This window comes from Streptomyces sp. SAI-135 (genome assembly GCF_029893805.1).
Taxonomy (GTDB): Bacteria; Actinomycetota; Actinomycetes; order Streptomycetales; family Streptomycetaceae; genus Streptomyces.
Window position 1 is genome coordinate 3,747,193 of sequence record NZ_JARXYP010000002.1, and the last position, 20,118, is coordinate 3,767,310.

The following is a 20,118-nucleotide window of genomic DNA, read 5'->3' on the forward strand; positions in this document are numbered from 1 at the left end:
GGAGGCAATGCCCCGACGACGGTGGATGCAGCTCAGAGCGCACCGGTGCGCCGTGAGCGCACGCCGGGCGCCGGTGACCCCATGTGCCCGGCGCCTAGCAGGCCGTGTTGTGACAGAGCTATGACGTGCCTGGGCGGTACTTGGGCTTACAGAAGGGGGGTAGGCGGCGATTACCCTTGTCCCTTCCGGCCCCTGCCCCACTCATCGGAACGCGAGATACATGACCGTCAACGGCTCTGACGACGTACTGCTTGTCCACGGCGGAACCCCGCTGGAGGGCGAGATCCGTGTCCGCGGTGCGAAGAACCTCGTACCGAAGGCCATGGTCGCCGCCCTGCTGGGCAGCGAGCCGAGTCGACTGCGCAACGTTCCGGACATCCGTGACGTGCGTGTCGTACGCGGGCTGCTGCAACTGCACGGGGTGACGGTCCGTCCGGGTGAGGAACCGGGCGAGCTGGTGATGGACCCGACGCATGTCGAGAGCGCCAACGTCGCTGACATCGATGCCCACGCGGGTTCCTCGCGCATCCCGATCCTGCTGTGCGGCCCGCTGCTGCACCGGCTCGGGCACGCCTTCATCCCCGGTCTCGGCGGCTGCGACATCGGCGGCCGGCCCATCGACTTCCACTTCGAGGTGCTGCGGCAGTTCGGCGCGACGATCGAGAAGCGCGCCGACGGGCAGTTCCTGGAGGCGCCGCGGCGCCTTCGCGGCACGAAGATCCGGCTGCCGTACCCGTCCGTGGGCGCGACCGAGCAGGTGCTGCTGACGGCCGTCCTCGCCGAGGGCGTCACCGAGCTGTCGAACGCCGCGGTGGAGCCGGAGATCGAGGACCTCATCTGCGTCCTGCAGAAGATGGGCGCCATCATCGCGATGGACACCGACCGGACCATCCGCGTCACGGGTGTGGACCGGCTCGGCGGCTACAACCACCGCGCCCTGCCGGACCGCCTGGAGGCCGCCTCCTGGGCGTCCGCCGCGCTGGCGACCGAGGGCAACATCTACGTCCGCGGCGCCCAGCAGCGCTCGATGATGACGTTCCTGAACACCTACCGGAAGGTGGGCGGTGCCTTCGAGATCGACGACGAGGGCATCCGTTTCTGGCACCCCGGCGGCCAGTTGAAGTCCATCGCGCTCGAAACGGACGTGCACCCGGGCTTCCAGACGGACTGGCAGCAGCCGCTGGTGGTCGCGCTCACCCAGGCCACGGGCCTGTCGATCATCCACGAGACGGTCTACGAGTCCCGGCTCGGCTTCACCTCCGCGCTCAACCAGATGGGTGCCCACATCCAGCTGTACCGCGAGTGCCTGGGCGGCTCGGACTGCCGCTTCGGCCAGCGCAACTTCCTGCACTCGGCGGTCGTCTCGGGCCCCACCAAGCTCCAGGGCGCCGACCTGGTCATCCCGGACCTCCGAGGCGGCTTCTCCTACCTGATCGCCGCCCTCGCGGCCCAGGGGACCTCCCGCGTCCACGGCATCGACCTCATCAACCGCGGCTACGAGAACTTCATGGAGAAGCTCGTGGAACTGGGCGCCAAGGTGGAACTGCCGGGCAAGGCACTCGGCTAGCCCCCTCCCGAACACGCCGATGGGGCGGTCACCCGGACTCGGGTGACCGCCCCATCGGCGTTGTGCTGAGCGCCCCGAAGGGGCGCGGGGAACTGCGCGACCAGCCACGGCGATCCGTCAGCCGAGGGACGGCCCGCAGTTACCCGGCGCTCGAAGCGGAGCGCTTACTTGCCCTTGGCGGCTTCCTTGAGCTTGGAGCCCGCCGAGACCTTGACGCTGTAGCCGGCCGGGATCTGGATCGGGTCACCGGTCTGCGGGTTGCGCGCGGTGCGAGCGGCACGGTGGGTGCGCTCGAAGGTCAGGAAGCCGGGGATGGTGACCTTCTCGTCGCCCTTGGCGACGATCTCGCCGACGGTCTCGGCGAACGCGGCCAGAACGGCGTCGGCGTCCTTGCGGGTCACCTCGGCGCGGTCGGCCAGCGCGGCCACCAGCTCACTGCGGTTCATGTTGTTACTCCCGTGTTCTTCTTGCCGTTGGGGTGTGCCACGCGGCGGAGCCGCACACGAGGCACAGCGAAGCCGATGCGCTCGCGCCCAGGGACGCATCCTGCCCCTACCTGCTGCGGGAAAGCCAATCCGGCACCCGTAGGACTCGCATGAACACCCTAGGGGGTCACACGAACAGAGGCCTGGGCGTGGCGCCACCCTAGAGGGTGGCGCGAAGCGCCTGGTTCCGCGACGCGCCGGGCCGGAGGACCACCGTGGCAATCCTCACAGCCGAACAAACATACGACGTCCACTGTAGACGCGGGTCCCCAGGCCCGGTCGAGGGCCCTACGCCGTCGCGCCCGCGGCCTTCGCCGCGTCCCGCACCGCGCCGGCCACCGCGCCCGCCACCTTGTCGTTGAAGACGCTCGGGATGATGTAGTTCGGGTTCAGCTCGTCCTCGGTGACGACGTCCGCGAGGGCCTTCGCGGCCGCGAGCATCATCTCGGTGTTGACGGTGCGGGACTGGGCGTCCAGCAGACCGCGGAAAACGCCCGGGAAGACCAGCACGTTGTTGATCTGGTTCGGGAAGTCGGAGCGGCCGGTGGCCACGACGGCCGCCGTCTGACGGGCGACCGCCGGGTCGACCTCGGGGTCGGGATTCGCGAGCGCGAACACAATCGCACCCTCGGCCATGGCGGCCACGTCGGCGCCGTCCAGGACGTTCGGGGCCGAGACGCCGATGAAGACGTCGGCGCCGCGGACGGCCTCCTTCAACGTCCCGGTCAGGTTCTCGGGGTTGGTGTTGTCGGCGATCCAGCGCAGCGCCGAGCCCGGAGCGGCGTCGACGAGGTCCTCACGGCCGGCGTGCACGACGCCGTGGATGTCGGCGACGACGGCGTTCTTGACGCCCGCCGCGATCAGCAGCTTGAGGATGGCCGTACCGGCCGCGCCGGCGCCGGACATGACGACCCGGATGTTCTCGATCGCCTTGCCGGTGACGCGCAGTGCGTTCGTCAGGGCGGCAAGGACCACGATCGCCGTGCCGTGCTGGTCGTCGTGGAAGACGGGGATGTCGAGGGCCTCACGCAGCCGGGCCTCGATCTCGAAGCAGCGGGGCGCGGAGATGTCCTCGAGGTTGATGCCGGCGAACCCGGGGGCGATCGCCTTGACGATCTCGACGATCGCGTCGGTGTCCTGGGTGTCCAGGCACAGCGGCCAGGCGTCGATGCCGGCGAACCGCTTGAACAGGGCCGCCTTGCCCTCCATGACCGGCAGGGCGGCCTTGGGACCGATGTTGCCCAGGCCCAGCACGGCCGAGCCGTCCGTCACGACCGCAACGGAGTTTCGCTTGATGGTGAGGCGGCGGGCGTCCTCGGGGTTCTCGGCGATCGCCATGCACACGCGGGCCACACCCGGGGTGTAGATCATGGAGAGGTCGTCGCGGTTGCGGATGGGGTGCTTCGACGCCATCTCGATCTTGCCACCGAGGTGCATCAGGAACGTACGGTCGGACACCTTGCCGAGCGTGACGCCCTCGATGCCGCGCAGCTCCTCGACGATCTCGTCGGCGTGCTTGGTGGAGCTGGCCGCGATGGTGACGTCGATCCGGAGCTTCTCGTGGCCGGACGCGGTGACGTCGAGGCCGGTCACCGAGCCTCCGGAGGACTCCACGGCGGTGGTGAGCTGCGAGACGGCGGTTCCGCTCGCGGGCACCTCCAGCCGGACCGTCATCGAGTAGGAGACGCTGGGCGCCGTTGCCATGGCCGACTTCCTCTGCTTTCACGGGTGACGCTGATGCCGTCCGATCGTCGCACCTACTGATGAGTAGGCGTTAGCCGCACGGGATTGCGGACGTTTTGTTCACGGGGGCGTCCACACGCAAGAGGCCCACGTCACACGGACGTGGGCCTCTCACCAGGTCAGTGACACCGACCCGCCATGCTCGCCTCGCGGCAAGTGGTCGCTCGTAGCGACGAAGGTTGGGCCCGGGGGCTTGGATCGGGCCGGTGTCACATCCAGGCTAACAAACGGATCCCGAAAGACCATTCCCGTACGGAGAGTTCAATCTCTCAGCAGGTCCGGCACGCCCTCCCCGTCCGGTTGGTCGCGCTCCGCCGAGACGACCGTGAGCTGCTGGGTGGCCCGGGTGAGGGCGACGTAGAGCACCCGCAGTCCGGCGGGCGACTCGTCGGCGATCTCGGCCGGGGAGACGACGACCGTCGCGTCGTACTCCAGGCCCTTGGCCTCCAGGCTGCCGAGCGCCATGACCCTGTCGCCGAGTCCGGTGAGCCAGCGGGCCGCCTCCTCGCGGCGGTTCATGGCGACCACGACGCCGACGGTGCCGTCGACGAGGCCGAGGAGCCGGTCGGCCTCCTCGCGGACGGTCTCGCCCAGCGACTTGCGCACGACAGTGAAGCGGGGCTCGACACCGGTGGACCGCACGGCCCGCGGGGACTCCGCGCCCGGCATGGCGAGGGCCAGCACCTTCGCCGCGAGGTCGGCGATCTCGGAGGGGTTGCGGTAGTTGACGGTGAGCTGGAAGCGGCGGCGGGGCCGGGTGCCGAGGGCCTCGTCGCGGGCCTCGGCGGCCTCGTCGGGGTCGGACCAGGAGGACTGGGCGGGATCGCCCACGACCGTCCAGGTGGCGTGCCGGCCGCGGCGGCCGACCATGCGCCACTGCATGGGCGTGAGGTCCTGGGCCTCGTCGACGATGACGTGGGCGTACTCGACCCGCTCCTGGGCGAGCCGCTCGGCCCGCTCGCGCTGCGACTCCTCGCGGACCGGCATCAGCTCCTCCAGGCCGGTGAGCTGGTCGAGCGGGTCCAGTTCGCGCCGCTTGCGCGGGCGGGCGGGGGCGCCGAGGACCGCCTGGAGCTCGTCGAGCATGGCGATGTCGTGGACGGTCAGACCGTCCCGCCGGAGCGAGCGGGCGACCCTGCGGACCTCGCCGGGGTTGAGGATGCGGCGGGCCCAGCGGCCCAGGCGCCGCTCGTCGGCCATGGCGGCGAGGACGGCCTTGGGGGTGAGCTCGGGCCACCAGGCGTCGAGGAACTCGATGAAGCTGTCCTCGGAGGTGATGTCCTCGTCGAACGAGGACCGCAGCTCGGCGGCCAGCTCCGGATCGGTGTGCCGGCCGCCCGCCCCGGACCGCGCCCACAGCGCGTCCAGCAGCAGCTTGCGGGCCCGGGGCCGCAGCAGGTTGACGGGCGCGGTGCCGCCGAGGGCGGTGCGGCGGATACGTTCCAGCTCGTCCGCCTCCAGCTCCAGCCTCCGCCCGAAGGCGACGACCCTGAGGCGGGTGGGGGGTCCGGCCTTCGGTGCTACGGCGGTACCGGCACCGCTTCCTTCCCCGACCCCGCCGTCCAGGTCACCGGCGTCCCCGAAGGAGAGCTGCCCGGAGTCGGAGGGGCCCGGCGCGCCCCCGCCCGAACCGTCGGCGCCCAGCTCAAGCACCCCCCGCGCCGCCTTCCGCAGCACCTTCAGCATCCGGTAGGAGCCCTTGGCACGGGCCACCGCCGGGGAGTCGTAGAGGGTGGCCTCGACGCCGTCGACCAGGGAGCCGATCGCCCGGATGGCGACCTGGCCCTCCTCGCCGAGGGAGGGCAGGACGCCCTCGGTGTAGGCGACCAGCAGGGGTGTGGGCGAGACGATGAGGATGCCGCCCGAGTACCGGCGGCGGTCCTGGTAGAGCAGGTAGGCCGCGCGGTGCAGGGCCACGGCGGTCTTGCCGGTGCCGGGCCCGCCCTCGACGTACGTCACGGACGCGGCGGGGGCGCGGATGACCAGGTCCTGTTCGGCCTGGATGGAGGCGACGATGTCCCGCATGGTGTGGCTGCGGGCCTGACCGAGCGCGGCCATCAGAGCACCGTCGCCGATGACGGGCAGCTCGCGGCCCTCGAGGAAGGCCGTGAGCTCGGGGCGCATGAGGTCGTCCTCGACACCGAGGACCCTGCGCCCCTTGGAGCGGATCACCCGGCGTCGTACGACACGCCCGGGATCCACCGGAGTGGACCTGTAGAAGGGCGCTGCGGCGGGGGCCCGCCAGTCGATGACGAGCGGCGCGTACTCGGAGTCCAGGACCCCGATCCGGCCGATGTGCAGGGTCTCCGCGATGTCGGCCGTGTTGTCCTCACGGACGGCGCCCTCGGCGGGTTCGACGGCGGTGTAGGCGCCGTCGGGCCCCTTCTTGCCGTCCTTGCCGGCGAGCAGGTCGATACGGCCGAAGAGGAAGTCCTCGAACTCGTTGTTGAGCCGGTTGAGGTGGACGCCGGCCCGGAAGACCTGGGCGTCCCGCTCGGCGAGCGCGCCGGGCGTGCCGACCTGGCCACGCTTGGCCGCGTCGTTCATGAGGAACTCCGCCTCGTGGATCTTCTCCTCGAGGCGCCGGTAGACCCGGTCCAGATGTTCCTGTTCGACGCTGATCTCACGGTCCCGAACCGAGTCGTGAACCGAGCCGACCGCAGATGGTTGAGCCTGAGCGGCCACCGGGCCCCCTTCTGACGTGCTGGGCAGCCGTCAACCGTACGCGAAGGGGGCCCCGGCGGGAAGTTACGCGTCGACCTGGACGAGCTTGTTGCCGTCCGAATCCACGACCTCGAAGTGATCGATCTCGTTCTGGGCGGGTGCGACCGCGCCGCCGATGTAGAGCGGCTTCTTGGACTCCTCGGTCTTGCCGTCCGGGATGCCGTAGCCCCACTTGCCGACGGACCAGGTGGACGCCGTCCAGCGCTCACCGTTGGTGCCGACCGCGATCAGCGAGCACTTCAGCGGTCCCTTGACGCCCTTGAGCTCCAAGCCGAGGGAGGTGCCCCAGTTCTTCTGCGCCATGGCGACGGTCGCGCTGACGCCGGTGGTGGCGTCCTTGCCCGAGACCTTGTCCTTCATGGAGTCGAAGAGTTCCTTGGGCGTGGCCGCGAGGACCTGGCCCTGCTTGGCACCGCCGTCGGAGTCACCGCCGTTCGCCGCGATCGCGACGAACGGGCCGCCGATGATCAGTGCGGCCGCGGCCGCGACCATGTAGAAGCTGCGGCGCCGCTTCTGCGCACGGCGCTCGGCGACCTCGTCCACCAGCTTGTTCACGATCCGCGGACTGGGCTTGGCGGACAGCGACTCCCCGATCGCTGGGGTGCCGGAGCCCGGCAGGTCCGCGAGGGCGGCGAGCATCGGCTCCATGCCGGCGAGCTCGTCGAGCTGTTGCGCGCACCACTCGCAGGTCGCGAGATGGGCCTCGAAGGCGGTCGCCTCGGCGTCGTCGAGGATCCCGAGGGCGTAGGCGCCGACGGTCTCGTGCTCGTTCGGCACCGGAGATCCCATCATGGAGCCAGACATACCCGAACCACCTGTGCCGAATCCCTGGTTACCCCCGTAAACACCCATCACGCTGTCACCCCCCGCTCCTCCAGTGCGAGCTTCATCGACCGCAGGGCGTAGAAGACCCGCGAGCGGACGGTTCCGCTGGGGATGCCCAGGGTCTCGGCCGCCTCGTTGACGGTACGCCCCTTGAAGTACGTCTCGACGAGCACCTCCCGGTGGGCCGGGGTCAGGTCGTCGAGCGCGTCCGACAGCGTCATCAACCACAGCGCCTTGTCGATCTCGTCCTCCGCGGGGATGACCTCCAGCGGCGACGGATCGACCTCCTGCGGCCGGGCCTGCCGGCTGCGGTGGCCGTCGATGACGATGCGCCGTGCGACCGTCACCAGCCAGGGGCGTACCGATCCGGTCGCTCGATTGAGCTGTCCGGCGTTCTTCCAGGCACGGATGAGTGTTTCCTGCACCACGTCCTCGGCTCTCTGGCGGTCACCCGCGACCAGACGAAGGACGTACGCAAGGAGAGGTCCGGCGTGCTCCCGGTACAGGGCACGCATCAGCTCCTCATCAGGTTCCGAGGGCTGGGACATGCGATGTCGGGCCCTCGATCCACGTTCATTGGCCACGACGGAATCCTTGCGCACGCCCACCTCCGATGTCCGGGGGTTCCCCCAGTCGGTCGCTCGACGAGGGGTACGGACGGGGGGCGCCAGGTGTTCAAAGTGCGACGACAGTTTTCTTCTGAGTGACGTGACGAGACAGGACATGCGCGCACATTCCCGCCGCGCGATCTTTACATTTCCGCCACACAGGCAAGATCACGACTACGGCCCGTGAGGTTGAGCGAGTAAACAACATGTAATCGAAATCACGTCGACTTCCCCTCCGCAGAAGGGACATAACGACCAGTCAGGAGCGCGACAGGGCCGCGCGCCGACGATGCCGGGCCACCCTTTCGCGGTTCCCGCAGACCTCACTGGAGCACCAGCGCCTCCTGCGTCCCCGTGACGTATCGAGGTAGACGATGGGGCAGTTGTCGCCTTCGCACTCTCTGACCGCGGCCCGCGCGACGGGGTCCGTGAGCAGCCCCACGGCGTCCCGGGCGATGGCCCCGAGCAGTGCGGCACAGTCCGGCGGGCCGTCCAACTCGCGGATCAATGACCCGTCTTCGGCCGGTACCGCGCGCGGGGCGGGCGGCGCGGCGCGGGCGGCGTCGTTGACGCCGGCGAGTGCGAGGTCGTAGCCGTGACCGGGGGCGCCCCGCACCAACTGTGCGATGCGTCCGCGCAGTTCACGGAAGCCGACGAGCCAGGAGGGGTCCACGTGTGTCAGGTCCGTCCCCTCCGGCACCAGTCCCGAACCGACGATCCAGGCGCCGAGCACCTCCGTCGAGTCGAGGCGTTCCTCGGGGTGGGTGGTCGCGAGGAGGTCGAGACAGATCCGTCCGGCGTCGAACCGCAGCTCGTACGCGACCGTGGCCGTACCGAGTGCCATGTGCCTGTCACCGCCTTGGGGTGCCCCGGTCGGACGGGGTCGGTGAGGTGCTTCGCGGCTGTGCGGGGCTGTTCCGGGGCTCCCTCCCACAGTGCCCTCCCGCCCCCGCCGCCGGAACCCCCCGTACCGGGAGCGATGCCTGGACGCGCACGTATGCGACGGCGCGTCTCGGCCATGTCCGGCACGGGAGGCGGTGCCTTGACTGGAGACATGACACAGAACAGCCGGAGCAGCGGATACGTCCTCGGCGCGGCCACGGTCGCCACGGGCCTGATCGCCGGAGCCTTCTACGTCTTCGCGTGCGCCGTGATGCCGGCCCTGGCCCGCAGTGACGACCGCGTCTACGTCCAGGTGATGCGCGACATCAACGAGGTCGTCCAGAACCCGGTCTTCTTCCTGACCTTCCTGGGCGCACCGGTGCTCACGGCGGTGGCGGCCTGGCAGGCGCGGGCCCGGGACCATCGCGGGTGGGTCCGGGCGGCGCTCGCCCTCTCCGTCCTGGCCTTCCTGGTCACCGTCGCCTGCAACGTCCCCCTCAACGACGCCCTCGCCCACGACGGCGACCCGGGTGCCCTGCGCGAGGAGTTCGAGGACGCGTGGGTGGCGTGGAACGTGGTGCGGGCCGTGTTGCTGACGGTGGCACTGGGGCTTCTGGTGAAAGCGACGGGCAGTCGAGCCGCACGGACAGGCAGTCGTGCCGCACGGACGGGCAGTCGTGCCCCACGGACGGGCAGTCGTGCCGCAGAGGCCGATCCGACCGGTGACTAGGCGTCGGCGTCAGGCGTCCGCGTCAGGCGTCCGCGTACTTCGCGTCCGCCGCCGGGTCCAGGGCGAGGCGGTACCCCCGCTTCACCACCGTCTGGATCAGCTTCGGGGCGCCGAGGGCCGTGCGGAGACGGGCCATCGCCGTCTCGACCGCGTGTTCGTCGCGGCCGGCGCCCGGCAGGGCCCGCAGCAGCTCCGCCCGGGAGACCACCCATCCGGGCCGCCGGGACAGCGCCCGCAGCAACGACATCCCCGCGGGCGGCACCGGCCGCAGCACCCCGTCGACCAGCACCGCGTGCCCCCGGATCTCCACCCGGTGCCCCGCGATGGGCAGCGACCGGGCCCGCCCCGGCAGTTCCTGGCACAGCAGCTGCACGAGCGGCCCCAGCCGGAAGCGTTCGGGCGAGACGGTGTCCACTCCCCGCGCCTGCAACGGCAGCGCCGTCACCGGGCCGACACACGCCGGCAGCACGTCATGGTTGAGCGCGGCGAGCAGCTCCGGCAACAGCCCCCGGTCCTCGGCCCGGGACAGCAGCGACGCGGCGGCGGGCGCGCTGGTGAAGGTCAGCGCGTCCAGCCCGCGCGAGACCGTCGCGTCCAGCAGCCGGTCCACCGGCCCGATGTCCTCCGGCGGCATCCACCGGTACACCGGCACCCCCACGACCTCCGCTCCCCCGGCCCGCAGCGCCTCCACGAACCCGGGCAGCGGCTCCCCGTGCAGCTGGATGGCGACCCGGCGCCCCTCGACACCCTCCTCCAGCAGCCGGTCCAGCACCTCCGCCATCGACTCGGACGACGGCGACCAGTCCTCCGTCAGCCCGGCGGCCCGTACCGACCCCTTCACCTTCGGCCCGCGCGCGAGCAGTTCGACTTCGCGCAGCCGGTCGAGGAGCGCCTCACCGAGCCCCCACCCGTCGGCGGCCTCGACCCATCCCCGGAATCCGATGGCGGTGGTGGCCACCACCACGTCCGGTGCCTGGTCGATCAGGTCCTTCGTGGCCGCGAGCAGCTCGCTGTCGTCGGAGAGGGGGACGATCCGCAGGGCGGGCGCGTGCAGGACCGCGGCCCCGCGGCGCTGGAGCAGCGCACCGAGTTCGTCCGCCCGGCGCGCGGCCGTGACTCCCACGGTGAACCCCGCGAGGGGGCCGTGTTGCTCTGGTTCCTGCTGTTGCTCGTACATGGCTCTCGTCCCGCACTCGAGTCGTCGTACACAGTCGTACGTGGGCGTACGTGGGTCGTCCCTACATGCCGACCGAGCCTGTCAACGGCTCGTGACAGGCTCGGTTCCGGTTCATGTCGCCAGTGTTACGTCACACCTCGGCGTAGCTGAGCTGCGGCTTCGTCTCTGCGGCGGCCGAGGCCCGGCCCTGGACCGCCGCACGCCGAAGGTATACGGCCCAGGTGACCGCGAAGCAGGCCGCGTAGAAGGCGAGGAAGGCCACGAACGCGCCGGTCCCGGAGCCGTAGGAGAGGAAGGACTGGCGGAAGGCGAGGTTGATGCCGACACCGCCGAGCGCGCCGACCGCGCCGATCAGGCCCATGGAGGCACCGGAGAGGCGACGCCCGTAGGCGGCGGCCGCTTCGCCCTCCAGCCCCTTGCCGAGGGCCTTCGCGTGGAAGATGCCGGGGATCATCTTGAAGGTCGAGCCGTTGCCGAGGCCGCTGAGGACGAAGAGCACCACGAACGCGACGGTGAACAGTCCGAGCGACTTCTGCATGCTGGCGGCGATGAGGACGGCGGTGGCGGCGGCCATCGCGACGTAGTTCCACAGCGTGATCTTGGCGCCGCCGTACTTGTCGGCCAGCGCGCCGCCCACCGGACGGATCAGCGAGCCGAGCAGCGGGCCGATGAAGGTGACGTACGCCGCCTCCAGCGGGGTCCGGCCGAACTGGTTCTGCAGCACCTGCCCGAAGGCGAAGCTGTAACCGATGAACGAGCCGAAGGTGCCGATGTAGAGGAAGGACATGATCCAGGTGTGACCGTCCCGCGCCGCGTCCTTCGCGGCGCCGGTGTCGTTCTTCACGTTCTCGATGTTGTCCATGAAGAGCGCGGCGAGGACGGCGGCGACGAGGATCAGCGGGATGTAGATGCCGAGCAGCACCCGGGGTCCACCGCTGGCGCCGATGATCGCGAGGGCGGCCAGCTGGATGACCGGGACGCCGATGTTGCCGCCGCCGGCGTTGAGCCCGAGGGCCCACCCCTTCTTGCGGAGCGGGAAGAAGGCGTTGATGTTCGTCATGGAGGAGGCGAAGTTGCCGCCTCCGATACCGGCCAGCAGACCGACGAGGAGGAAGGTGCTGAACGAGGTCCCCGGCTCCATCACGGTGAAGGCGGCGATGGTGGGGACGAGGAGCAGGCCGGCCGAGATGATCGTCCAGTTCCGCCCGCCGAAGATCGCGACGGCGAAGGTGTAGGGGACGCGGACGACGGCGCCGACGAGCGTGACCATCGACGTGAGCAGGAACTTGTCGGCGGGGGTCAGCCCGTACTCCGGGCCCATGAAGAGCACCAGCACGGACCACAGGGTCCAGACCGAGAACCCGATGTGCTCGGAGAGCACGGAGAAGAGCAGGTTCCGCTTGGCGACCTTCTCGCCGGTCTCCTTCCAGAAGGTCTCGTCCTCCGGATCCCACTGCTGGATCCAGCGACCGCCCCTGCTCGGGGGTGCGGGGGCTGTACTAGGGGCTGTCATGACGCCTCCACGGTGCGACGGGGCTCGGGTCCTGCTGCGAGTGACTGAGCCCGAAGTTAGGGAGAGCGCGTTTCCTGCCTGTGTTTCCTCGGATGACCGGAAAGGAACTTTGCTCTCACCCCGGGGCAGGCCGGGATGAGAGGTCGTGGAGCCCTTGTGTTACGGAAAGCTCCGCTGCGGTCACTCCGGAGGTGAGAACCGGTGCCTGCTCAGGCAGCCGCCCTTGAAGCCGCTCCGTGCGGCCGGGACGCGCTCGCGGGCGTCCGGGCCGAAGCCGATCCACTTGCCTTGCGAGATCGCCTCGAACTCGGTCAGGCCCGGTGCCCGGCGCTCACCCGCGGCTTCGCGCGCCCTCGCTTCACCCCGTTCGGCCACAGTCTGGGGCTCCTCTTCGCCGCCAGGTCCTCGATCCACCCGAACGTCAGGATCGCCAGCCCGATCAGCGGCCACACCAGGAAGAACATCCACAGCGTGTCCGTCGAGTCGAGGGCCGCGACCGCGCGGTCGCTCTGCATGAAGGGCAGGTCGTAGGCGAGGTCGATGATCGGGACCGTGGCCATGATGAGCATGTTGTGCCAGAGGTAGATCGTGACGGCACGGTTGTTGGAGAGGGTCACCAGCTTGTCCCAGCGTGCCAGGCGGCCCGGAAGTTCCTGCCAGGACGGGGAGTACTGGAGCAGGATGACCACGAAACCGAAGGACCAGGCCGCCTGGGCGAGCGGGATGTCGTTCAGGTCCCAGCCCTCGGGGCCGAGGTGGCCGGAGGCCCACCACAGGGCGAAGGACATCACCAGGAACGACCCGGAGACCGCGAGATAGCGCGGGACCTTCGCCAGCACCCCCTCGTGGTGCGCGAAACCGAGGACCCAGCAACTGCCGTAGACCGCGAAGTCGGTGACCGCGTTGCCCAGTTCACCGGGGATGGTCACGAGTCCCGTGCCCACGACCGCCGTCAGCGCCAGCGGTGCCAGCAGCGTCGCCCACGGCACCCTGCGGAACGCCCACAGCAGCAGCGGGGACGCCAGCACGAACCACAGATACGCGCGGAGGTACCACAGCGGGCCCACCGCCTGGTCCGCCCACGTGCTCTCCAGCAGGTCGTTCGGGAAGCCGACCTCCCACGGGTACGGCGGCGCCCCGATCGGGACGACGTAGTTCACCAGCTCCAGCAGGCCCCAGGTGCCGCTGTGGTCCGGGTCCTCCGAGAGCTTCCAGCCGCCGACGAACATCAACGGCAGTACCACCGCGCTGAACGCCCAGAGCGGAGGCAGGAGGCGGCGGATCCTGCCCCTGATCACGCTCAGGGCGGAGCGGTTCAGCGAACGCGCCATCAGCGAGCCCGCCAGCGCGAACATCACGCCCATCGACGGGAACAGCACGGTCAGCCACGCCCAGCCGAAGAGGTGGTAGAGGACGACGCGGACCAGCGCGAGGGAGCGGAGGAGGTCCAGGTACCGGTCCCGGCCGGGCTTCCTCGCATCCGCCTCGGGCGCCGGAACATCAAGCCCCGCTGTGTACTCCTGCGTCATCCGACCGGCCTCCGCTCGTCGCTCTCACTGCCTGTCCGCTGCCTCGGCACCGGTCCGCCCGGTGCCTCGACGACTCCCGTGCGGCGCAGCTTCTGCCAGCGCAGGCGGCCCCCGGTGAGGGCGGTGATCCAGGACTGGAGCAGCACGACGTACATGAGCTGGCGGTAGAGGATCTGCTGCAACGGCAGCGAGATCAGGTGGGTCATGCGCTCCCGGTCGAGGCGGAACGCGTAGGCGGCGCAGACCAGTTGGATGGCGAGGACGCCCAGCCAGGCCAGGATCGTCTTCTCGGTCGGGCCGAACACGACGCCGTAGAGCAGGAACACGTCGATCAGGGGGGCCAGCAGGGGGGCCACGACCATGAACAGCGAGACCAAGGGGAGACCCACGCGGCCGAAGCGGCCCGACGGGCCCCGCTCCACCAGCGCGCGCCGGTGCTTCCAGATGGCCTGCATGGTGCCGTACGACCACCGGTAGCGCTGGGACCAGAGCTGCTGGACGGACTCCGGTGCCTCCGTCCAGGCGCGCGCCTTCTCGGCGTAGACCACGCGCCAGCCGTCCCGGTGCATGGCCATGGTGATGTCGGTGTCCTCGGCGAGGGTGTCCTCGCTCATGCCGCCGACGCGTTCCAGGGCGGAGCGCCGGAAGGCTCCCACCGCGCCCGGGATCGTCGGCATGCAGCGCAGAACGTCGTACATCCGCCGGTCGAGGTTGAAGCCCATCACGTACTCGATGTGCTGCCAGGCGCCGATCAGCGAGTCCCGGTTGCCGACCTTGGCGTTGCCGGCGACGGCTCCGACGCGCGGGTCGCCGAAGGGCTGGACCAGTTCGCGGACGGTGGACGGCTCGAAGACGGTGTCGCCGTCCATCATCACGATGATGTCGTGACGGGCGTTCGCCAGACCGCGGTTCAGGGCGGCGGGCTTGCCCGCGTTGAGCTGGCGGACGACCCGGACGTTCGGCAGGCCCATCGCCTCGACGATCCGGGCGGTGCCGTCACTGGAACCGTCGTCGATGACGAGCACCTCGATGGGGTGCTCGCTCGCCATCAGGGAACGGACGGTGTTCTCGATGCACTTGGCCTCGTTGTAGGCCGGGACGAGCACCGACACCGGCTGAGTGACCGGCTCTCCCCAGCGGAAGTCCTTGCGGCGCACCCGGCGGGCGTGGATGCCGGAGAGCAGCAGCATGAGGACGAAACGGCCGATGACCAGGGAGCCGATGATCGACAGTCCGACGACGAGGAAGTCGGTGATGTGCTCGGATGCCTGGACCAGGAAGATCCACGCCTTGCCCTTCCACAGTTCGGGTCCGGCGACCGCGGTGTGCGCGGTGGGCGCGTCGAGGGCCTCGGTGAGGTTGTCGAACTCGTAGCCCTTGTCCGCCATGTCGGGCAGGAACCGGTCGAGCGCCTGGACCGTCTGGTGGCGGTCGCCGCCGGAGTCGTGCATCAGCACGATCGCGCCCTTGCCGTTCTTCGGCGTGGCGTTGCTGATGATCTTTCCGACTCCGGGCTTCTGCCAGTCCTCGCTGTCGGTGTTGTTGACGACGGTGATGTAGCCGCGGGTGCCGATGTACTCGGTGACCGGCCAGGACTTGTTGTCCATGGCGTCGGCGAAGGAGGAGTAGGGCGGCCGGAAGAGCGAGGTGCGGATACCGGCCGCGCCGGCGAGCGCGAGTTGGTTCTGGGAGAGCTCCCAGTCGATGCGCTTCTTCGACTGGAAGGACAGGTCGGGGTGGTTGAAGGTGTGCAGCCCGATCTCGTGGCCCTCGTCGACCATGCGCTGGACCAGGTCGGGGTAGCGGGAGGCCATGGTGCCGGTGACGAAGAAGACCGCGTGTGCGTGGTGCTTCTTCAGGACGTCCAGGACCTTGGGGGTCCAGGTGGGGTCGGGACCGTCGTCGAAGGTGAGGACGATCCGGTGGTCGGGCATCCTCAGGCTGGTGGCCTTGCCGCTGCGGGTGTCGATCACCGGGCCGCCGTCGATGATCTTCTCCGGCACCTTGTCGGAGGAGGCCTCGGGCTGGATGCGGTGGTCGGCGAGGATCTCGCTGTGGACGTAGCCGCGCAGCATCAGCATCGCCATGAGCGCGACGAGGACGAGCACGGGCAGCAGCAGGCGCATGGGCAGGCGACGGCGCCTGGAGGCACCGGGGGCTCCTGGTGCGGCCCCCGGGCGGCGGGTGCGGGATGCCATCAGAGGATGTACTCCGGGGACGGGGAGGAGAGCGGGGCGTCGGAGGGTGCCGGGGCGGAGGTGCCGGGCGCGGATGTCCGGGACGTCTCCGACGCGATGGGCGAGGGGTCGGCCGGGCCGTCGGCGACCGTGCCGGGTCCGGCGCTGCCACCGCCCGTGGTCTGGGTCGGGGCGACCGAGGGGTCGGGGCTGGTGGTGGCGGGCGGGGTGATCGAGGCGCTGGGCGGCGGGGTGACCGACTGCGTCGGCTGGGTCGACGGATCGGCGCTGGCCGACGGGTTGCCGCCCGGTCGGCCGGCGGTGGCCGACGGGTCGGCGGACGTGCCCGGCCCGGCCTGGCTCACGCCGGCGGCGGGCGCGGTGCCACTGACTCCGGGAGCCGGTGTCACCCCGCCGCCGACCGTCGGGGTGGTCCCGGGGATCACCCCCGCGTCGGCGGAGGGCTCGGTGGACTCGGCCGGCATCGGACTGGTGTCGACCTGGCCGGCCGGGGCGTCGTCCTTCGGGCCGTTCACGGGGAGCCAGGGCGCGTTGGAGTTGCCGGACAGCAGGGTGACGACGATGACGACGGCGTAGACCGCGCAGGCCAGTCCGACGGCGATGCCGATCCGGCGGAAGCGTCGGCTGCGCCGGCCCGACTCGTCGACGAAGACGGGGCCCTCGGACTCGGATCCGCCGTCGCCTCCGGGACGGCCCTCGATACGGTCGTGGCCGTTCAGGCTGATCGCGTCGAGCTGGACGGTCACCTCGTGCGGGTCGTGGGTGCCGCCGTCAGCGCTGCCGGACTCGTCCCAGGGATCGCGTACGACGGCTCGGCGGCCGGGCGGCTCGGGGAGGTCCCCGTCGCGGTCGGCTGTCGGGGCTCCCGGGAAGTCCGGGTCGTCGCTCTGCCCGGCCGTTCCGGCGAAGCCGGCGAAGGCGGCCGCACCCGCTGTCCCTACCGCTCCCGCCTGTTCGGTGCCGGTCGAGCCGGTCGTACCGGTCGTACCGGTCGCACCGGTCGCACCGGTCGAGCCGGGGTCTCCGGTTTCCGGGAACGTCTGGGTGGAACCCCCCGTCAGGGATATGTCCTGGGTGCCTGATGCAACCTCGGGCCATTCCGGTTGGGCGTCTTCCCGCCACTTTTTCACGCGCACGCACATCCCCCACGGGCTGATCTGGGCGCGCATTCGACCTTGAGCACACGTCGGCTGAACCGAGCCCCCACCCGGTCCGAGCGCCCCCCTTACCACACCGTGCTCAGGTCACGAATGTAGCGCACACGGAGGATGTGTGTTTGCCACGTGTCATTTGTGGATGTTCATATCGGCCTCATCGGTGGCTGGAATCCATCCATCGGAGGGCCGACGAAGCCAGCCATGTTCGACGGACAGTTCGATCGCGGCACGGCGGAGGGCGTCGAAGGCCGGATGCACCAAGCCCCTGCGCCACACCAACGACACGGGCGACAGCGGTACCGGGTCGACCAGCGGACGCAGCACGGTGGCGGGCATGGCCGGAAAATCCAGGACGGCGAGAACCGGGTTGCGGGTCTTCGCCATGATCCGCTGGAACTCCTCGTCGCCGACCGCGAGCGGGGCCGGCGGGGCGATCCGGATGCCCCGTCCTTCGAACAGCCGACGAGCGAGATCGGTCCATTCCGGAGTGCGCGGATTTCCGGCCCCCGCGTACACGGTCTCGCCCTCCAGAGCGGCCAGCGGTACCCGTTCCAGGGCGGCCAGCCGATGGTCCTCGGGCAGTACTACGGCCATGGGCTCGTAGCGCACGGGCTGGTGGTCCAGGCCCGCCCGCAGCGCCGGGTCCAGACCGGCGAACCGGCCGAAGGACGCGTCGAGGCGACCGGCCAGCAGCTCCCCCGCCGCACCCGTCAGCCCGCTCTCGTAGCGGGCCATCAGCTCCTGGTCGGGGGCGAGTTCCCGGGCCCGCAGCAGTACGGCGCGGGCGGTGGCCTGGTCGGGGAAGTTCAGGTCCACGAGCAGCGGGCGGGCCTGCGAGAGGGCGGCGAGCAGTTCGTCCTGGGCGTCCAGGGCCCGGCGGGCGTACGGCACCAGGCGCTCGCCGTCGACGGTCAGAGTCACCTGGCGGGTGGTGCGCACGAACAACTCCGTGCCCAACTCCCGTTCCAGCCGCCGCACATCACGGCTGAGCGCCTGCTGGGCGACGTAGAGCCGGGCCGCCGCGCGCGTGAAGTGGAGCTCCTCGGCGACGACGAGGAAGGCGCGCAGGAGCCGGGGGTCGAGGTGGTGAGGGCGGGGGCCGGGGCTCGGCCTTGGCGCGGACATCGGGCGAACTTACAACACGGGTGCGTGAATCGGTACGGAGAAGGTGTTGGACCCCTTGATCGTCTCCACGCGATGGTAGGCGCATGCCGCCACCGAAACGAACGTTGTTCACCATGACCGCGGACGCGCTCGTCATCGCCGACTTCGGCCCGCGGGGACCGCGCCGTCGCCGGGCCCCGGGTCCCTACCGCCGTCTTCTCGCCACCCCGGGGGCCAGGGCGTTCACCATCGGGAACCTTCTCGCCCGGCTTCCCATGGGCATGTTCGGCGTCAGCGCGGTCGTCATGATCGCGGGGACGCGTGGGTCGTACGCCCTCGCCGGCGCCGTCACCGCGACCGGCCTCGCCGCCACGGCGGTCGTCGCCCCGTGGACCGCGCGGCTCGTGGACCGACACGGACAGGCCAAGATCGCCGTACCGGCCACGGTGCTCGCCGCCCTCGGCTCGCTCGCCCTGCTGCTGTGCGTCCGCCTCGGCGCTCCGGCGTGGACGCTCTTCGTCTCGTACGCCGCCACCGCCACGACCCCCAATCTGGGCGGGATGTCCCGTGCCCGCTGGGCCCATCTCCTCGACGGCGACGAGGGGTCGCTGCATGTCGCCAACTCCTTCGAGCAGGCCGTGGACGAGGCGTGCTTCATGCTGGGCCCGGTCCTGGCGGCCTTCCTGTGCACGGCGTTCTTCCCGGAGGCGGGCACGCTGACCGGGGTGGTGCTGCTGGTGGCGGGCGTGCTGGTGTTCACGGCACAGCGTTCGACGGAGCCGCCGGTGCGGGGGCGGGGCCCTTCCAGGACGCCGCTGCGCGTGCCCGGCGTACCGCCCCTGCTTGCCGTCTGCCTGGTCATGGGTGCCGTGTTCGGTTCCCTGGAGGTCGTCACCATCGCCTTCGCCGACGCGCAGGGACACCGCTCGGCGGCGGGGGTCGTGCTCGCGCTCCAGGCGGCCGGTTCGTGCGCGGCGGGGCTGGTCTACGGGGCGGTGCGCCGGACCGGGACGGGGTCCGTGGCGGACCGTTACGTGTGGTGCATAGCCGCCATGACGGCCCTGCTGACCCTCCCCCTGCTGGCCGCGTCCCTCACCGGCTCCCTGCCCGTCCTCGCGGTGACGCTCCTGATCGCCGGGATGGCGACCGCCCCGACCATGGTCACCGGCATGACCCTGATCCAGCGCCGCACCCCGCCCGGCCACCTCAACGAGGGCATGACCCTGGCCGTGACCGGCCTGCTCGGCGGAATCGCCTGCGGCAGCGCGGCGGGCGGCTGGACGGTGGAGCACCTGTCGCCGGTGGCGGGCTACGGCATCCCGACCACGGCAGCGGCGACGGCCCTGATGATCGCGCTCACCTGGAGAAGACCGACGAGCCCATGACGCCCCGGCCCGGCGGAACACGAACCGACGACCGCGCCCACTGGGACCGCTGTCTGTCGTGGCGGCACGGTCCGTGGCCGGTGTCCCGTCGGGGCGGGGTCGGTCTCCTCCAGGTGGGTGCGGTCATCCGCGTGGTCCCGGTCGCCGTGGGCCCCAGCCCAGCCACGGCCGGTGACTGAGAGGGCGGATCACCGTCGCCGACGACCGGGCACAGCAGCAGCGACGGCCCCGATGACCACCCCACCTGGGTGCCGCCGAGCCTGGCCGCTGGGCGGGAGCCGGGTCGGCGGCCGGACAGTTGCAGCACGTCTCCCGGGCGGTGCCACGGCGGCCGTGACGACCGCGCTCACGCGGATGACGCCGCCGAAGCATGACCAGCCCGTCCGACCGGAACGCCACCGGACAGTCGCAGCGCATCTTCCTGCCGCACCCACTCCCTCCCCACCCCACGTCATCGAATCGCTTCACCTGATCCCGTACAAACCATTGAC

Annotated in this window: 15 protein-coding genes; 3 read left to right on the plus strand and 12 right to left on the minus strand. The window is 70.7% G+C overall.

Features of this window, described 5'->3' with window-relative positions:
- Positions 1 to 220 precede the first annotated feature (220 nt).
- Positions 221 to 1,567: a UDP-N-acetylglucosamine 1-carboxyvinyltransferase gene (gene murA, locus M2163_RS21395; protein WP_280851194.1), complete on the plus strand. Its 1,347-nt coding sequence runs from the start codon at positions 221 to 223 to the stop codon at positions 1,565 to 1,567.
- A 164-nt stretch (positions 1,568 to 1,731) separates the two neighbouring features.
- Here the strand turns inward: murA and M2163_RS21400 are convergent, their stop codons facing one another.
- The 6 genes from M2163_RS21400 to M2163_RS21425 form a co-directional block, all read right to left on the minus strand.
- Positions 1,732 to 2,013 (minus strand): HU family DNA-binding protein, encoded by a 282-nt coding sequence (locus tag M2163_RS21400; protein ID WP_007382399.1) that lies wholly within the window; start codon positions 2,011 to 2,013, stop codon positions 1,732 to 1,734.
- Positions 2,014 to 2,340: 327 nt separating this feature from the next.
- Complete coding sequence (locus M2163_RS21405) at positions 2,341 to 3,756, minus strand: NAD-dependent malic enzyme (RefSeq protein WP_280851193.1); 1,416 nt, start codon at positions 3,754 to 3,756, stop codon at positions 2,341 to 2,343.
- Between the two features lie 300 nt (positions 3,757 to 4,056).
- A complete protein-coding gene (locus tag M2163_RS21410) occupies positions 4,057 to 6,480 on the minus strand; it encodes a UvrD-helicase domain-containing protein (protein ID WP_280894749.1) in 2,424 nt (807 codons plus the stop codon).
- Positions 6,481 to 6,543: 63 nt separating this feature from the next.
- Positions 6,544 to 7,323: a zf-HC2 domain-containing protein gene (locus M2163_RS21415; protein WP_280894750.1), complete on the minus strand. Its 780-nt coding sequence runs from the start codon at positions 7,321 to 7,323 to the stop codon at positions 6,544 to 6,546.
- Between the two features lie 47 nt (positions 7,324 to 7,370).
- The gene (locus M2163_RS21420; protein WP_010039908.1) at positions 7,371 to 7,892 is read right to left on the minus strand and encodes a sigma-70 family RNA polymerase sigma factor; all 522 of its coding nucleotides are present in this window, start codon (positions 7,890 to 7,892) and stop codon (positions 7,371 to 7,373) included.
- A gap of 319 nt (positions 7,893 to 8,211) precedes the next feature.
- Positions 8,212 to 8,796, minus strand: a complete 585-nt coding sequence (locus tag M2163_RS21425) for an ABATE domain-containing protein (protein ID WP_280851190.1) — start codon at positions 8,794 to 8,796, stop codon at positions 8,212 to 8,214.
- Positions 8,797 to 9,006: 210 nt separating this feature from the next.
- On the opposite strand from M2163_RS21425, the gene M2163_RS21430 reads away from it, so the two are divergent.
- Positions 9,007 to 9,564 carry an anthrone oxygenase family protein gene (locus tag M2163_RS21430; RefSeq protein ID WP_280851189.1) on the plus strand — a complete coding sequence of 186 codons (558 nt, stop codon included), beginning with the start codon at positions 9,007 to 9,009 and terminating at the stop codon, positions 9,562 to 9,564.
- 22 nt (positions 9,565 to 9,586) lie between these two features.
- Here M2163_RS21430 and M2163_RS21435 read toward each other — a convergent pair whose 3' ends face one another.
- The 6 genes from M2163_RS21435 to M2163_RS21460 form a co-directional block, all read right to left on the minus strand.
- Complete coding sequence (locus tag M2163_RS21435) at positions 9,587 to 10,741, minus strand: uroporphyrinogen-III synthase (protein WP_280851188.1); 1,155 nt, start codon at positions 10,739 to 10,741, stop codon at positions 9,587 to 9,589.
- Positions 10,742 to 10,871: 130 nt separating this feature from the next.
- Positions 10,872 to 12,254: a nitrate/nitrite transporter gene (locus tag M2163_RS21440; RefSeq protein ID WP_280851187.1), complete on the minus strand. Its 1,383-nt coding sequence runs from the start codon at positions 12,252 to 12,254 to the stop codon at positions 10,872 to 10,874.
- Positions 12,255 to 12,565: 311 nt separating this feature from the next.
- Entirely contained in the window at positions 12,566 to 13,783 is a 1,218-nt protein-coding gene (locus tag M2163_RS21445; protein WP_280894751.1) for an acyltransferase, read from the minus strand.
- A complete protein-coding gene (locus M2163_RS21450; RefSeq protein WP_280851185.1) occupies positions 13,780 to 15,981 on the minus strand; it encodes a glycosyltransferase in 2,202 nt (733 codons plus the stop codon). Before M2163_RS21450 ends, M2163_RS21445 begins: the two co-directional genes overlap by 4 nt.
- On the minus strand, positions 15,981 to 17,111 hold the full coding sequence (locus M2163_RS21455) for a hypothetical protein (protein ID WP_280894752.1): 1,131 nt from the start codon (positions 17,109 to 17,111) through the stop codon (positions 15,981 to 15,983). The genes M2163_RS21450 and M2163_RS21455 overlap by 1 nt, the downstream gene beginning before the upstream one ends.
- 156 nt (positions 17,112 to 17,267) lie before the next feature.
- Positions 17,268 to 18,263, minus strand: a complete 996-nt coding sequence (locus M2163_RS21460; RefSeq protein ID WP_280894753.1) for a LysR family transcriptional regulator — start codon at positions 18,261 to 18,263, stop codon at positions 17,268 to 17,270.
- A gap of 113 nt (positions 18,264 to 18,376) precedes the next feature.
- Between M2163_RS21460 and M2163_RS21465 the strand changes: the two genes are divergently transcribed.
- A complete protein-coding gene (locus tag M2163_RS21465) occupies positions 18,377 to 19,627 on the plus strand; it encodes an MFS transporter (RefSeq protein ID WP_280894754.1) in 1,251 nt (416 codons plus the stop codon).
- Positions 19,628 to 20,118: the final 491 nt, after the last annotated feature.